Genomic DNA, 13,311 nt, shown 5'->3' on the forward strand with positions numbered 1-13,311 from the left:
CGTCGCCGCCACCGTGTCGCGAATCGCCGCCCGGCGCGGGCATATCCTGTCGCCTGTTGGACTCCATCGACCGCGGCCGCATCGGGCCGGGGAAGGCAGGCCGGATGCACGCCATCGCGTTCTACGAGTTCGGCGAACCGGAGGTGCTGCGGGTCGTCGACGTCCCGGTCCCGGAGCCGACCGGCGCGCAGGTGCGAATCGCGGTGCGTGCCGCCGGAGTCAACCCGGCCGACTGGAAAATCCGTTCGGGCGCCTTGGTTTTCGGTGAGCCGAGCTTCCCGCAGTTCCCGGGCGCCGAGGTCGCGGGTGTGGTGGACGCGGTCGGGCCGGAGGCGGCAGGCGTCGCCGTCGGCGACGAGGTGATCGCTTGGACGCGCGGCGGCTACGCCGAGTACGCGCTGAGCGCCGAGGTGGCGGCCAAGCCCGAGGAACTCGCCTGGGCCGATGCCGCCGCACTTCCGGTCGCGGTGAGCACCGCGGCGAAGGTGCTGGCTCTGCTGCGACCGCGGGCGGGCGAGACCCTGCTGGTCAACGGCGCGTCGGGGGCGGTCGGCTCGATGGCCGTGCAACTGGCTCGGGCCGAGGGCGTCACCGTCATCGGCACGGCCGCGCCCGCCAACCAGGACCTGGTGCGTGCGCTCGGCGCGACGCCGACACCGTACGGCGACGGGCTGGTCGAGCGGGTGCGCGCACTGGCGCCGGACGGTGTCGACGCGGTGTTCGACGCCGCGGGGCACGGTGTGCTGCCCGCCGCAATCGAACTGCGCGGCGGCACGGATCGCATCGTCACCATCGCCGACGGCGCGGCCGTCGACCTCGGCATCGAGTTCTCCACCGGGCCCGGCCCGCGATCCACGGACCTGCTGGGCGACGTGGCGCAACGCCTCGCGCGCGGCGAATTCCGCCTGCCCGGCACTGCGCGCGCCTTTCCGCTGGCCGAGGCCGCCGCGGCGCAGCGGGAGATGGAGCACGGCCGCCGACCCGGCAAGGTCGTATTGATCGTCGGGTGAGCCGGTTGTCACTAGGCTGGAACGATGCGACTGCCTCGGATTCGCACACCGATGCCACCGCCAGGATTGGCCAGCAGTCTCGACGTCTGGCTGGTCGGCCGGAGCGCGCGGGTCCGCCCGACGCCCGCCGACCGGGTGCTGCGCAATCTCAGCATGAGCGCCAACCACAACCGGCTCTGGATCGGGGTCGGCGCCGGGTTGGTCCTGCTCGGCAACCGGCCGCTGCGCCGCGCGGGCGCGCGCGGACTGCTCGCGCTCGGACTGGCCAGCGGTATCGCCAACGGCATCGCCAAGCCGCTGTTCCCGCGCCGCCGTCCGCCCGACGAATCGGTGCCGTTCGTCCGTCGGCTGGTCCGGCCGCCGGTGTCCTCGTCGTTTCCCTCCGGCCACGCCGCCTCGGCGGCCGCCTTCGCCGCCGGCGTCGCGCTGGAGAGCCCGGCGGCGGCCGCCGCGATCGCGCCGGTCGCCGCGGCCGTCGCCTACTCCCGGGTGCACATCGGCGTGCACTGGCCCTCCGACGTGGTCGCGGGCGCGCTGCTCGGCACGGGGGTCGCGCTGGTCACGCATCGGTGGTGGGCGGTGCGCGCCGACGAACCCGCGCTGCTCGGTCACGCCGAGCAGGTCGACCCGGTGCACCACGGGCGCGGCTTGCTGCTGGTGACCAACCCGCTCGCGGGAAGCGGCAACGGTGCGCTCGCCTCGGCGCAGCTGCGCGCCGGGCTGCCCGCGGCGCACATCGTGCGGATCGATCCCGAGCGCGACCTCGACGCCCAGCTCGGCGAACGGCTCGACCGCGCGGACGTGACCGCGCTCGGCGTCTCCGGCGGCGACGGCACGGTCTCCTCGGTGGCCGAGATCGCGGTCCGGCGCGGGGTGCCGCTGGCCGTCTTCGCCGACGGCACCCTCAACCACTTCGCCAGGGACGCGGGCGTCGACCAGGCCGAGCACACGCTCGCCGCGCTCGACCAGGGCACGGTCGTCCGGGTCGACGCCGCGGACGTGCGGTTCGACGAGGACGGGTCCCGCGTCTTCGTGAACACCGCCAGCCTCGGCGGCTACCCCGACTTCGTCCGGCTGCGGGAGCGGTGGGAGCCGCGGCTGGGCAAATGGCCCGCGGCGGGCATCGCGATGATCCGGGTCCTGCTCGGCGCGCAGCCGCTGCACACCGTGATCGACGGCGCACCGATGGCCATCTGGATGTTGTTCGTCGGCAACGGCCGGTACCACCCGGCCGACCAGATCCCGATGTCGCGGCCCGAGTTGCACCGCGGCACCCTCGACGTCCGCTACCTGCGCGCCGACGTCCACTTCTCCCGCACCCGGCTGATCTGGGCCACCCTCACCGGCACCCTCGGCAACTCGGCCACCTACGTCCGCAAAGAAGTTCCCCGCCTCGAGGTCCGCGTCACCGAGGCCTCGGTCTCCCTCGCCACGGACGGCGAAGTGGATTCGCGCGGAAAGGATTTCGTCTTCACCAGCCGCCCGGCCGCGTTGGCCCTCTTCCGTCCGCCGGAGGAGTAGCCGCGCCCCTGCGTTTGCGTGTCCCCGCCACGCGTGGTCGGTTTTTGATCTAGCGTGGGCACGGTCGACGCCGAGAGGGGCCGTGGGATGCGAACGGGGATGCTGGGGCTGGCGGAGTTGCGGGAGCGGGTCGAGTCCGGTGAGCTCGACACGGTGCTGGTCGCGATGACCGACATGCAGGGCCGGTTGCAGGGGAAACGTTGCGCGGCACGATATTTCGTGGACGAGGTGATCGACCACGCGACCGAGGCATGCAACTATCTGCTCGCGGTCGACGTCGAGATGACGACCGTGGACGGGTACGCGATGTCGTCCTGGGACAACGGCTACGGAGACTTCGTGCTGCGCCCGGACCTGAGCACGCTGCGGTTGGTGCCGTGGCTGCCGGGGACCGCGCTGGTGCTCTGCGATGTCGAGCAGGTGCATCCGGAGGGCGCGCCGGTGGCCGCCTCGCCGCGCCAAGTGCTGCGCAAGCAGCTGGACCGGCTCGCCGAACACGGGCTGCGCGCCTATGTCGGCACCGAACTCGAATTCTTGGTCTTCGACGACAGCTACGAATCCGCCTTTGAGCGCGGCTACCGCGACCTGCGCCCCGCCAACCAGTACAACGTCGACTACTCGATGCTCGGCACCTCCAGGATCGAACCGCTGCTGCGTCGCATCCGCAACGAGATGGCCGGGGCCGGAATGTATGTCGAGTCGGCCAAGGGCGAATGCAATCCGGGCCAGCACGAGATCGCCTTCCGCTTCGACGAAGCCATGGTGACCTGCGACAACCACAGCATCTACAAGACGGGCGCCAAGGAGATCGCGGCGCAGGACGGCCGCAGCCTCACCTTCATGGCGAAATACAACGAGCGCGAGGGCAACTCGTGCCACATTCACCTGAGCCTGCGGAACGAAGCGGGCGAGCCGGTGTTCGCGGGTGACGGCGAGGGCGGCGCCTCCGCGCTGATGCGGCACTTCCTGGCGGGCCAGCTCGATTGCCTGCGCGAGTTCACCTACTTCCTCGCCCCGAACATCAACTCCTACAAGCGTTTCGTCTCGGGCAGCTTCGCGCCCACCGCCCTGGCCTGGGGCAGGGACAATCGCACCTGCGCGCTACGAGTGGTCGGCACGGGCGCCTCGCTGCGGGTGGAGAACCGAATTCCCGGTGGCGACGTGAATCCCTATCTCGCCGTCGCGGCTTCGATCGCGGCCGGGTTGCACGGCATCGAGCGGCGGCTGCCGCTGGAGCCGGAGTTCCACGGCAACGCCTATCGCTCGCAGCGTCCTCGAGTGCCGACGACCCTGCGGGAGGCGGCGCGGCTGTTCGGCGAAAGCACCGTGGCCCGCACCGCGTTCGGCGCGGAAGTGGTGGAACACTATCGGAACGCGGCGCAGGTGGAGCTGGACGCCTTCGACGCCGCTGTCACCGATTGGGAGCGAACCCGTGGATTCGAACGACTCTGACCCCGCTGCCCCGCGCCCCGTCATCGGGCTGCCGACCTACGTGGAGCAGGCGCGTTTCAGCACCTGGGATACCCGAAGCGCGGTGCTGCAATACGACTACCTCGACATGGTCGACCGGGCGGGCGGCATCCCCGTGCTGCTGCCACCCGTCGGAGCCCCGCGACCCGAACTGATCGCCCGGCTCGACGGCCTGGTGCTCACCGGCGGGGCGGACATCGACCCGGCCCGCTACGGCGCGCGCCTGAACGACGCAGCCCTCGGCTACACGCGGCCGGACCGCGACGAATCCGAGTTCGGCCTGTTCACGCTGGCTCGCGCGGCAGGGGTGCCGATTCTGGCGGTGTGCCGCGGGCTGCAACTGGTGAACGTGGCGCTCGGCGGCACCTTGATCCAGCACCTGCCCGACGTGGTCGGACACGAGGGGCACTCGGGCGGGAGCGGCTCGTTCGACGTCAACGAGGTGCTGACCGAACCGGGCACCCAGCTGGCCGCGCTGGCCGGTCCGCGGCTGGAGGCGCACTGCCATCATCACCAGGCGATCGACCACCTCGCGCCCGGACTCGTGGTGAGCGCGCGCTCGGGCGACGGGTCGATCGAGGCCGCGGAACTGCCCGGCGAGCCGTTCCTGATCGGCGTGCAGTGGCATCCCGAGGCCAATCGGGCAGATGATCGTCTGATGCGGACGCTGGTGGCCGCGGCCGCGGCCTATCGGCGGAAACGAGTCGGGTGAGAGGAGCGGACGACATGGCGGCGACCCAGGTGGTGAACCCCGCGACCGAGCAGGTCGTGGCGACGGTGGAACCGACGGACGCGACGGCGACCGACGCCGCCATCGAGCGCGCGCGGCGGGCGGCGGAGCAGTGGCGCGAGGTCGCGCCCGGCGACCGGGCCCGGCTGCTGCGCCGCTTCGCCGAAGCGGTCGACGCCGATCTGGAGCGGCTGGCGCGGCTGGAGGTCGACAACGCCGGGCACACCATCGGCAATGCCCGCTGGGAGGCCGGAAACGTCCGCGACGTACTGCATTTCGCGGCTGGCATGCCGGAGCGTCTGTCCGGCAAGCAGATTCCGGTGGCGGGCGGCCTGAACGTCACGTTTCAGGAGCCGCTCGGCGTGGTCGGTGTCATCGTGCCGTGGAACTTCCCGATGCCCATCGCGGCATGGGGATTCGCGCCCGCGCTCGCCGCGGGGAACGCGGTGGTGCTCAAGCCCGCCGAGCTGACGCCGCTGACCGCGCTGCGGCTGGGGGAGCTGGCCAGGGAAGCGGGCCTGCCCGAGCACGTGTTCCAGGTGCTGCCCGGCAAGGGTTCGGTGGTCGGGCAGCGGTTCGTCACCCATCCGGCGGTGCGCAAGGTGGTGTTCACCGGGTCGACGGAGGTCGGCAAGCAGATCATGGCGGGCTGCGCCGAGCAGGTGAAGCGGGTGACGCTCGAGCTGGGCGGCAAGAGCGCGAACATCGTGTTCGCCGACGCCGACCTGGAGCGGGCGGCCGCCACCGCGCCGTACGGCGTGTTCGACAACGCGGGGCAGGACTGTTGCGCGCGCTCGCGAATCCTGGTGCAGCGGAGCGTGTTCGATCGGTTCCTCGAACTGCTGGAGCCGGCGGTGCGCGGCGTGCGGGTCGGCGATCCCGGTGCGGAGGACACCGAGATGGGCCCGCTCATCTCGGCCGCGCATCGCGAGCGGGTCGCCGGGTTCGTGGAGCCGTCGACGAAAGTGGCCTTCACCGGCCACCGTCCGGAGGGACCGGGGTTCTGGTATCCGCCGACGGTCGTGCTGCCCACCGCGCCGACCGACCGGGTGCTCACCGAGGAGGTGTTCGGTCCGGTGGTCGCGGTGCTTCCGTTCGACGACGAGGCCGAGGCGGTGCGCATCGCCAACGACACCGAATACGGCCTGTCCGGTTCCATCTGGACCAACGACCTCGGCAGGGCGCTGCGGGTCTCCCGTGGTGTCGAGGCCGGAAACCTGTCGGTGAACTCGCACTCCTCGGTGCGGTACTGGACACCGTTCGGCGGATTCAAGCAGTCCGGCCTCGGTCGCGAACTCGGACCGGACGCCGCGCTGGCCTTCACCGAGACCAAGAACGTCTTCATCGCCACCCAGTGATTCATCGAACCAAGTGATTCACCGCACCGAGAAGGAGATGCGTTGCAGCGCTTACAGGATCGAGTAGCCGTCGTCACCGGCGGCGGCAGCGGGATCGGACTCGCCACGGTGCGCCGCTTCGCGGCCGAGGGCGCCAAAGTCGTCGTCGCCGACATCGATGCCGCCGCGGGCGAGGCCGCCGCGGCGGAGGTCGATGGACTGTTCGTGAAGGTGGACGTCACCGACGAGACGCAGGTCCGGGACATGTTCGAGGCCGCGGTCGCGGCGTACGGCGGGCTCGACATCGCCTTCAACAACGCGGGAATCTCACCGCCGGAAGACGATTCGATCCTGACCACCGGCATCGAGGCGTGGCGCCGGGTGCAGGAGGTGAACCTGACCTCGGTGTACCTGTGCAGCAAGTACGCCATCGAGCACATGCTGGTGCGCGGCAAGGGCTCGATCATCAACACCGCCTCCTTCGTCGCGGTGCTCGGCGCGGCCACCTCGCAGATCTCCTATACCGCCTCCAAGGGCGGCGTGCTGTCCATGAGCCGGGAGCTCGGCGTGCAGTTCGCCAGGCAGGGCATCCGGGTGAACGCGCTGTGCCCGGGGCCGGTCAACACCCCGCTGCTTCAGGAGTTGTTCGCCAAGGACCCGGAGCGGGCCGCGCGCCGCTTGGTGCACATCCCGCTGGGTCGCTTCGCCGAGCCGGAGGAGATCGCGGCCGCCGTCGCCTTCCTCGCCAGCGACGACGCCTCGTTCGTCACCGCCTCGCAGTTCCTCGTCGACGGCGGCATCTCCGGGGCCTACGTCACGCCGATCTGAGGCGTTCCAGCCACCCGGACGGGTCGTGCGAGCCCGTCCGGGCAATCCGTCGATCTCGAACGCTCTGTGACGACAATCACATTCGCCGATTGCCGTGCAGGTAGCCGGGTGTGCGCTGTCCGGTGGTGCGGGTCCGCCGCTGTTTGGTCGTCGTGAAACCTGGGTATCGGTTTGTTCCGTGCCCGGCCCCCGTTTTCGAGTGGGGCCGGACGGACGAATCGAGGCCCGTGGGGACGGGCCGGTGAGGAGGCGGGCGTGACCACCGATCGTGGACAGGACCCGACGCGACTACGGCGTTCGGTGGCCGCGTCGGCCATGGGCAACGCCACCGAATGGTTCGACTACGGCGTGTACGCGGCGACGGCGACCTATCTCACCGACGCGTTCTTTCCCGGCGAACTCGGCACGCTCGGCACCATGCTCGGCTTCGCCATCTCGTTCGTGCTTCGCCCGCTCGGCGGCATGGTGTGGGGTCCGCTCGGCGACCGCCTCGGCCGAAAGGTCGTGCTGGCCACCACGATCCTGCTGATGTCGGCCGCGACCGGTGCGATCGGCCTGTTGCCGACGCACGCCTCCGTCGGCGTGCTCGCTCCGGTGCTGCTCATCGCGCTCCGTGTGCTGCAAGGCTTCTCGACCGGTGGCGAATACGGCGGCGCGGCAACGTATTTGGCGGAATGCGCGACTGATCGCCGGCGTGGCTTCCTCGGCAGCTTCCTGGAGTTCGGCACGCTGGCCGGTTTCGTCGGCGGTTCGGCCGTGGTGCTCGCCTGTCAGCTGGCGCTCGGTTCGGACGCCATGCACGACTGGGGCTGGCGCATTCCGTTCCTGCTCGCCGTCCCGCTCGGTCTGACCGGCTGGTACCTGCGCGCCAGGCTCGACGAGTCGCCGGTGTTCCAGGAGGTCGCCGAGAACCCGCACCCGCCGACCGGGTTGCGCGAGCTGCTGACCGGCTACCGGCGCGAGATCCTCACCCTCGGCGGCCTGGTGATCGCGCTCAACGTGGTGAACTACACGCTGCTCACCTATCAGCCGACCTACCTGCAGAAGACCATCGGAATGTCGGAGTCGGCCACCACCGCCATGATGCTGACCGGTCAGCTGGTGATGATGCTGGTGCTGCCGCTGTTCGGCATGTTCTCCGATCGGGTCGGCAGGCGGCCGATGTGGCTGTTCTCGCTGATCGGTCTCGCGGTGCTCGCGGTGCCGATGTACTGGCTGATGGGGCAGGGCACCGCGTGGGCGATCATCGGCTTCATCGTGCTCGGCCTGCTGTACGTGCCGCAGTTGTCCACCATCAGCTCCACGTTCCCGGCGATCTTCCCGACGCACGTGCGCTACGCCGGCTTCGCCTTCGCCTACAACGTCTCCACCGCGATGTTCGGCGGCACCGCGCCGCTGGTGAACGAAGCCGTGATCGACTCGACCGGGTGGACGCTGTTTCCCGCCGCGTACATGGTCGGCGCCTCCCTCATCGGCCTGGTCGCCTGGGCCTACCTGCGCGAGACCGCGGGCACCTCGCTGCGCGGTACCAAGGTGCCCGACGCCGACGGTGCACCGCTCCCCGGGGTGGCGCAACCCGCGATCTGACTCGGCCCGGTTCACGGCTTACACGGACGCTGGCACACGGCAGAAGCGTCGGGGGTTTGCGTCTGTGGCGCACCGCGATGGCGTCGGCTCACTGCCGCAGCGCCCGGGGGAGGTCGGTCGAAGCGGCGGTGCTCTCGGTCCGAGCGGTGGCAGGGAAGACGGGAACGTCGGCTCGACGCCGGAACCCGTAGCGGAGAGCTATCCCTCCTCGAGCTCGTCTTCGGTGGGCCAGTCGTCGGCGACGATCAGTCGACCGGTGCGCAACATCTCGTCGTACTGCTCGGCGATCAGCGCGGCCGGGTAGGTCGGCCAGTACGAGACGGCTCCGGTGGCCTTGTCGATGACGCTGACCGAACCGCCGATCACCGGCGGCGGTAGTGGCGAATCGCCTTCCGGCACCGGCCCGCGGACCGCGACGACGACGAAGCCGCCATCGAATTCGGTGACCAGTTGTGCGATTCCGCCGTCGAGTTGGTCCGTGACGGACAAGTACCGCGCGGCGATCTGTTGCGCCGCAGCGAGATCCACCGGCGTGGTCGCCGAGGTGGGGTAGGCGTGGACTTCCATGGTGCGTTGGCGGGATCGACCGGCGATCGACCGCCTGCTCCTTTCGTCGTTGCTGTGCAAGAAGATACGCCGCACGCGGTGTGGTGACTGTCTCAGTCGAACTGGACCGTGGCCAGCATGGCGCGGGCCAGTTCTTCCGGGTCCGTCGTGTCGGCCAGCGCCGAATCCGTCAGCGCCCCCTCTCGCCACAGGGCAGCGAAGCCGTGCACCAGCGACCAAGCGGCCAGCTGGGTGGCCCGTTCCCGTCGGTCGGTGCGTTCGAGGCGCAGGTCGGCGACGCCGGCGCGCAGCGCGGCTCCGGAGCGCGTCCGCGCGGCGCGCAGGTCCGCGTCGTCGGCGTGCAGCAGGTCGCGACGGAACATCACGTCGAAGTGTCCGGGATGGTTCAGCGCGAAGCGGACATAGGCGACCGCGACGTCGCGGAAGTCCGGTCCCGCGCTGTCGAGTTCCGCGCCGAGCAGGTCGTAGCCCTCGATGGCCAGCGCGGTGAGGAGACCGGCGCGATCGCCGAAATGGTGGGCGGGCGCCGCATGGGAGACGCCCGCGCGCCGCGCGAGCCCGCGCAGGGAGATCGCGTCGACGCCGTCGGCGGCGATCTGCTCGGCCGCCGCGGTCAGCATCGCGGTGCGTAGATCGCCGTGGTGGTAACCGCTCTTCGCCATGCCTCCGATAGTGGCCGAGAATCTTGTCATTGACAAGTTCGCGTGGCCGTCTCTAATCTTTCCAGTGTCAAGATTGGTTCGTGCCACACCTCGGGAGATAGTCATGGCCCCCTTCGTCATCCTCGCCGCCGTCACCGCGCTCGCCCGCCTGCTCGGCTGGTTCGTCGATCTGTCCTGGCTCGATTCGTGGTCGGACGCAATTCGTTTCGGCCTCGCCGCCATGTTCGCGTCGACCGCGAGCGCGCATTTCCTCCAACCACGACGCTCGGCGCTGATCGAGATGGTGCCGCCGCGACTGCCCGCCGCACCCGCACTGGTCACGCTGACCGGCGTGCTCGAAATCGCGGGCGCGGTCGGCCTGTTGATTCCCGCCACCGCGGCCCTCGCGGCGGCGGGCCTCGCCGCACTGCTCGTCGTGATGTTCCCCGCCAACGTCTGGGCGGTGCGAAAAGGCGTGGGCATCAAGACGATGCCGCTCCCGCTGCGCACCGTGTTGCAGGTGGTGTTCCTCGGCGCGACCGCCCTGGTGATCGCCGGCTAGCGCGCATGCGCTGCTGCGCCACGGCGCCGGTCGCCGCGGATTCGTCGGAACCGGCCGGACGAGGTTCGAGCGACACCGGAGAGGATGTAGCGATGTCCTTCACGGTTCCCGACGGTGTCGCCTGGGCGATCGTCGGCGCACTGTCGCTGGTGCTCGCCGGAAGATTCCTCCTCGTCCGGGAGACCGTCGTCGACTACCTGGTGAATCGGTTGCTGCTGTGCAGCCTGTTCGGACTGCTGCTGTACCGCTGGCCGGAGGCGGGCCCGTTCGCCGGTGTGGTGGAACTGCTCGCGATCGGCTGTGTGGTGCTGTCGACCACCTATTTCCTCGGCATCGCTCGCGTCGAAGGGCCGCACGAGGAGATGGGGCGGGTCCGGCGACGTGAACGGCGCCACTGCTCGATCGCACTCGCGTCGACGGCGGTGATTCTCTTCGCCGGGTGGTCGGCCGACGCGAAGGGACTGCCGTTGGATTTCGGAATCGGTTGGCAGGGCTGGCTTCTCGCTCTCGCCATCGGTGGTCCGGTCGCCGTCATCATGGCCCTGTTCGCGATGCGCGGGTTGCGGGAGCTGCGGAGCTCGATAGCAGTCGAGAAGCTGGTCGCTTTCGGGCTGCTTGCGGTGAACCTCTTCATCTGGACGAACCAGCTGCTGTCGGCCTCGGAGCTGATGTTCGGGCGACCCGAGCTGGGGCCCCATCTGCCACGGATCGAATGGATCTTCACCGTCTGCGTCGCCGCCGACGGTCTGCTGGTGACACTGCCCCTCGCCGCCGCGTTGATCGACGCGGCCAAGTTGGATTCCGCGAGCCGCTCTTGTCGGCGGCTGCACATGCTGTGGCGCGACCTGACCGAAGCGGTACCGGAAATCGTGATGACCCCGGACGTCGACAACGGCAGCGATGGCCGGTTGTTCCGGATGATCGTGGAGATCCGGGACGCCATCCTCCACCTCGGGCCGTACCTACCGCCGCTCCACGACAGCCTGGGCGAACATCGGGGCGAACTCGACCGTTTCGCGTACCGGCTTGCACTCGCCATCGCTGCGCGCAAGGCGGGAGCGTCGCCGGAAAATCGCAGGAGCGCAGAGCCACTCGGGCTGTCCGCGCGGGACTTCGATGCCGATCTGCGGCAACTACGTGAGCTGTCTCGGGCGTGGGTGCGGATGCGGTCCGCGAGGATGCCGTCTATCGAAAGCGCCCGGCCGACCCTGTCCCCCCCTCCTGGGACAGGCCCGGCCGGGCTGAAATAAACAATGCCTTGGGGGTCTTGACAGGGGCTTAAGGAGGGCTTAAAGGGGATCAGGGGTGTGGTTTGGGGAGCTGGGTGAGGAATTCGGCGTTGGTCGCGGTCTGGCGCAAGCCCTCCAGGAGGAGTTCGGTGGCGTGCTGGGCGTCGACGGCGGTGAGGGTGCGGCGCAGGTGGTGGGTCGCGGCGAGTTCGGCGGAGGTGAGCAGGAGTTCGTCCTTGCGGGTGCTGGATTGGGCGATGTCGACGGCGGGGAAGACGCGGCGGGCGGCGGTGGCGCGGTCGAGTTTGAGTTCGGCGTTGCCGGTGCCCTTGTACTCCTCGAAGATCACCGTGTCGGCCAGCGAGCCGGTTTCGACCAGGGTGGTGGCGACGATGGTGAGCGAGCCGCCGTTCTCGAAGTTGCGCGCGGCGCCGAGGAAGCGCTTGGGCGAGGCGAGTGCCGCGGCGTCGACGCCGCCGGAGAGAACGCGGCCCGAGGTGGGCGCGGCGTTGTTGTAGGCGCGGGCGAGGCGGGTCAGCGAGTCGAGCAGGACTACCACGTCGCGGCCGGTTTCGGCCAGGCGTTTGGCGCGTTCGATGGCGAGTTCGGCGAGCGCGATCTGATCGCGCGGTGAGCGGTCGAAGGTGGCGGCGGCGACGTCGGCGGGGACACTGCGCGCCAGGTCGGTGACCTCTTCGGGGCGCTCGCCGACGAGCACGAGCATCAGCTCGCATTCGGGGTGGTTCTTGGCGATGCCGTGCGCGATGGCTTGCAGCACAGAGGTTTTGCCCGCTTTGGGTGGAGCGACGACCAGTGCACGCTGGCCCTTGCCGATCGGCATGACGAGGTCGGTGACGCGGGTGGTCAGCTCGTGCGGCTCGGTTTCCAGACGCAGGCGCTGGTTGGGGTAGAGGGGGATGAGGTTCTCGAAGATGGGCCGTTTGCCCGCGTGCTCCGGGGGCTGGCCGTTGACAGTGTCGACGCGGAGGAGCGAGTCGAGTTTCGCGCCGCGCTGGGGTGATCGCGCGTCGCGCCGGGTCGATTGGGCGTTACGCCGGGTCGATTGCGCTGGGGGTTCGGTCGATTGCGCATCTCGCTCCGTCGGTTGCGCGTCGCGCTGCGCGGATCGTGTCACGCCGGTGACGAAATCACCTCGGCGCAAATGGTTCTCGCGGACCAAGCGGGGCGCGACGTGCAGGTCGTTGTCGCCGGGAAGGTATCCATCGACGCACAAGGTCGCGGCGTTGCCGACGATATCGAGGATGCCGGAGACCGGCCGTTCGACCTGGTCGTCGTGCGCTGCCGAATGCTGAGAATTGTTGTCTTTCATGATGTTTCCTTACTGAAGGCAGTGTGTGGGAGATGGCGAAGGCTATGCGGTAGAGATCTCGTGACCGCGACCCGGAATCGGCGCGATGCGTCGCGGGTGCGGGTGAGCGGGTCCCATTCATCGCGAATCCGATATCGCGGAAAGGGGGGATCCGAGTCTGTCCGTGGGAGACGTCGTCTACAACCACCGACAGCGCCGAGGCTACCCACCGCGAATCGATTCGCGCAAGGGTGAACCTGTCGAGCGTGCGCCGCGTCGCAGTTCGGGCTGGTACTCGGCCCCTCGATGATGCCGATCGACATCGGCTACCGTCGCAGCACGGACAACGAGCGAGCCGCAGCCGATAGACGTCGATTACCATTGCGGCGCAATGATTTCCGCGCGGCGGACTACTGATGGCGGTGCCACAGTGCGGGAGTCGGGCTGACGCCCGGCGCGGCACGCGGCGTTCGTCGATCGTTCCAATCGAAAGCCGTCGCCGCGGATCGGATGCTTGCAG

The 13,311-nt window shown here is 69.7% G+C and carries 12 protein-coding genes; 9 read left to right on the top strand and 3 right to left on the bottom strand.

What is annotated here, in order from left to right:
* Positions 1 to 104: 104 nt before the first annotated feature.
* The 7 genes from ABZV58_RS06195 to ABZV58_RS06225 all read left to right on the top strand — a co-directional run bounded on the left by ABZV58_RS06195 (position 105) and on the right by ABZV58_RS06225 (position 8,483).
* Positions 105 to 1,010: an NADP-dependent oxidoreductase gene (locus tag ABZV58_RS06195; protein WP_354999820.1), complete on the top strand. Its 906-nt coding sequence runs from the start codon at positions 105 to 107 to the stop codon at positions 1,008 to 1,010.
* A 24-nt stretch (positions 1,011 to 1,034) separates the two neighbouring features.
* The gene (locus ABZV58_RS06200) at positions 1,035 to 2,531 is read left to right on the top strand and encodes a phosphatase PAP2 family protein (protein ID WP_354999122.1); all 1,497 of its coding nucleotides are present in this window, start codon (positions 1,035 to 1,037) and stop codon (positions 2,529 to 2,531) included.
* Positions 2,532 to 2,618: 87 nt separating this feature from the next.
* The gene (locus tag ABZV58_RS06205) at positions 2,619 to 3,983 is read left to right on the top strand and encodes a glutamine synthetase family protein (RefSeq protein WP_354999123.1); all 1,365 of its coding nucleotides are present in this window, start codon (positions 2,619 to 2,621) and stop codon (positions 3,981 to 3,983) included.
* On the top strand, positions 3,964 to 4,713 hold the full coding sequence (locus ABZV58_RS06210) for a gamma-glutamyl-gamma-aminobutyrate hydrolase family protein (RefSeq protein ID WP_354999124.1): 750 nt from the start codon (positions 3,964 to 3,966) through the stop codon (positions 4,711 to 4,713). The genes ABZV58_RS06205 and ABZV58_RS06210 overlap by 20 nt, the downstream gene beginning before the upstream one ends.
* Before the next feature lie 14 nt (positions 4,714 to 4,727).
* Positions 4,728 to 6,089: an aldehyde dehydrogenase family protein gene (locus ABZV58_RS06215; protein WP_354999125.1), complete on the top strand. Its 1,362-nt coding sequence runs from the start codon at positions 4,728 to 4,730 to the stop codon at positions 6,087 to 6,089.
* Positions 6,090 to 6,131: 42 nt separating this feature from the next.
* Complete coding sequence (locus ABZV58_RS06220) at positions 6,132 to 6,896, top strand: 3-oxoacyl-ACP reductase (RefSeq protein ID WP_354999126.1); 765 nt, start codon at positions 6,132 to 6,134, stop codon at positions 6,894 to 6,896.
* Between the two features lie 315 nt (positions 6,897 to 7,211).
* The gene (locus tag ABZV58_RS06225) at positions 7,212 to 8,483 is read left to right on the top strand and encodes an MFS transporter (protein ID WP_354999821.1); all 1,272 of its coding nucleotides are present in this window, start codon (positions 7,212 to 7,214) and stop codon (positions 8,481 to 8,483) included.
* A gap of 198 nt (positions 8,484 to 8,681) precedes the next feature.
* Here ABZV58_RS06225 and ABZV58_RS06230 read toward each other — a convergent pair whose 3' ends face one another.
* A complete protein-coding gene (locus tag ABZV58_RS06230) occupies positions 8,682 to 9,050 on the bottom strand; it encodes a hypothetical protein (RefSeq protein ID WP_354999127.1) in 369 nt (122 codons plus the stop codon).
* 92 nt (positions 9,051 to 9,142) lie between these two features.
* Positions 9,143 to 9,712 carry a TetR/AcrR family transcriptional regulator gene (locus tag ABZV58_RS06235; RefSeq protein ID WP_354999128.1) on the bottom strand — a complete coding sequence of 190 codons (570 nt, stop codon included), beginning with the start codon at positions 9,710 to 9,712 and terminating at the stop codon, positions 9,143 to 9,145.
* Between the two features lie 103 nt (positions 9,713 to 9,815).
* Here ABZV58_RS06235 and ABZV58_RS06240 point away from each other — a divergent pair, with 103 nt between their 5' ends.
* Both ABZV58_RS06240 and ABZV58_RS06245 read left to right on the top strand, forming a co-directional pair.
* On the top strand, positions 9,816 to 10,253 hold the full coding sequence (locus ABZV58_RS06240; RefSeq protein ID WP_354999129.1) for a DoxX family protein: 438 nt from the start codon (positions 9,816 to 9,818) through the stop codon (positions 10,251 to 10,253).
* A gap of 92 nt (positions 10,254 to 10,345) precedes the next feature.
* Positions 10,346 to 11,503 carry a DUF6545 domain-containing protein gene (locus tag ABZV58_RS06245; RefSeq protein ID WP_354999130.1) on the top strand — a complete coding sequence of 386 codons (1,158 nt, stop codon included), beginning with the start codon at positions 10,346 to 10,348 and terminating at the stop codon, positions 11,501 to 11,503.
* A 49-nt stretch (positions 11,504 to 11,552) separates the two neighbouring features.
* Here ABZV58_RS06245 and ABZV58_RS06250 read toward each other — a convergent pair whose 3' ends face one another.
* On the bottom strand, positions 11,553 to 12,812 hold the full coding sequence (locus ABZV58_RS06250) for a transcription termination factor Rho, short form (RefSeq protein WP_354999131.1): 1,260 nt from the start codon (positions 12,810 to 12,812) through the stop codon (positions 11,553 to 11,555).
* Between the last annotated feature and the right edge of the window lie 499 nt (positions 12,813 to 13,311).

Source organism: Nocardia sp. NPDC004654 (genome assembly GCF_040609595.1).
Taxonomy (GTDB): domain Bacteria; phylum Actinomycetota; class Actinomycetes; order Mycobacteriales; family Mycobacteriaceae; genus Nocardia.

Excerpts from the sequence above, each read along its gene's own strand:
- ABZV58_RS06195 (WP_354999820.1), top strand. The coding sequence starts at position 105 with ATGCACGCCATCGCGTTCTACGAGTTCGGCGAACCGGAGGTGCTGCGG.
- ABZV58_RS06250 (WP_354999131.1), bottom strand. The coding sequence starts at position 12,812 with ATGAAAGACAACAATTCTCAGCATTCGGCAGCGCACGACGACCAGGTC.
- ABZV58_RS06230 (WP_354999127.1), bottom strand. The coding sequence starts at position 9,050 with ATGGAAGTCCACGCCTACCCCACCTCGGCGACCACGCCGGTGGATCTC.
- ABZV58_RS06235 (WP_354999128.1), bottom strand. The coding sequence starts at position 9,712 with ATGGCGAAGAGCGGTTACCACCACGGCGATCTACGCACCGCGATGCTG.
- ABZV58_RS06245 (WP_354999130.1), top strand. The coding sequence starts at position 10,346 with ATGTCCTTCACGGTTCCCGACGGTGTCGCCTGGGCGATCGTCGGCGCA.
- ABZV58_RS06215 (WP_354999125.1), top strand. The coding sequence starts at position 4,728 with ATGGCGGCGACCCAGGTGGTGAACCCCGCGACCGAGCAGGTCGTGGCG.
- ABZV58_RS06240 (WP_354999129.1), top strand. The coding sequence starts at position 9,816 with ATGGCCCCCTTCGTCATCCTCGCCGCCGTCACCGCGCTCGCCCGCCTG.
- ABZV58_RS06205 (WP_354999123.1), top strand. The coding sequence starts at position 2,619 with ATGCGAACGGGGATGCTGGGGCTGGCGGAGTTGCGGGAGCGGGTCGAG.
- ABZV58_RS06200 (WP_354999122.1), top strand. The coding sequence starts at position 1,035 with ATGCGACTGCCTCGGATTCGCACACCGATGCCACCGCCAGGATTGGCC.
- ABZV58_RS06225 (WP_354999821.1), top strand. The coding sequence starts at position 7,212 with ATGGGCAACGCCACCGAATGGTTCGACTACGGCGTGTACGCGGCGACG.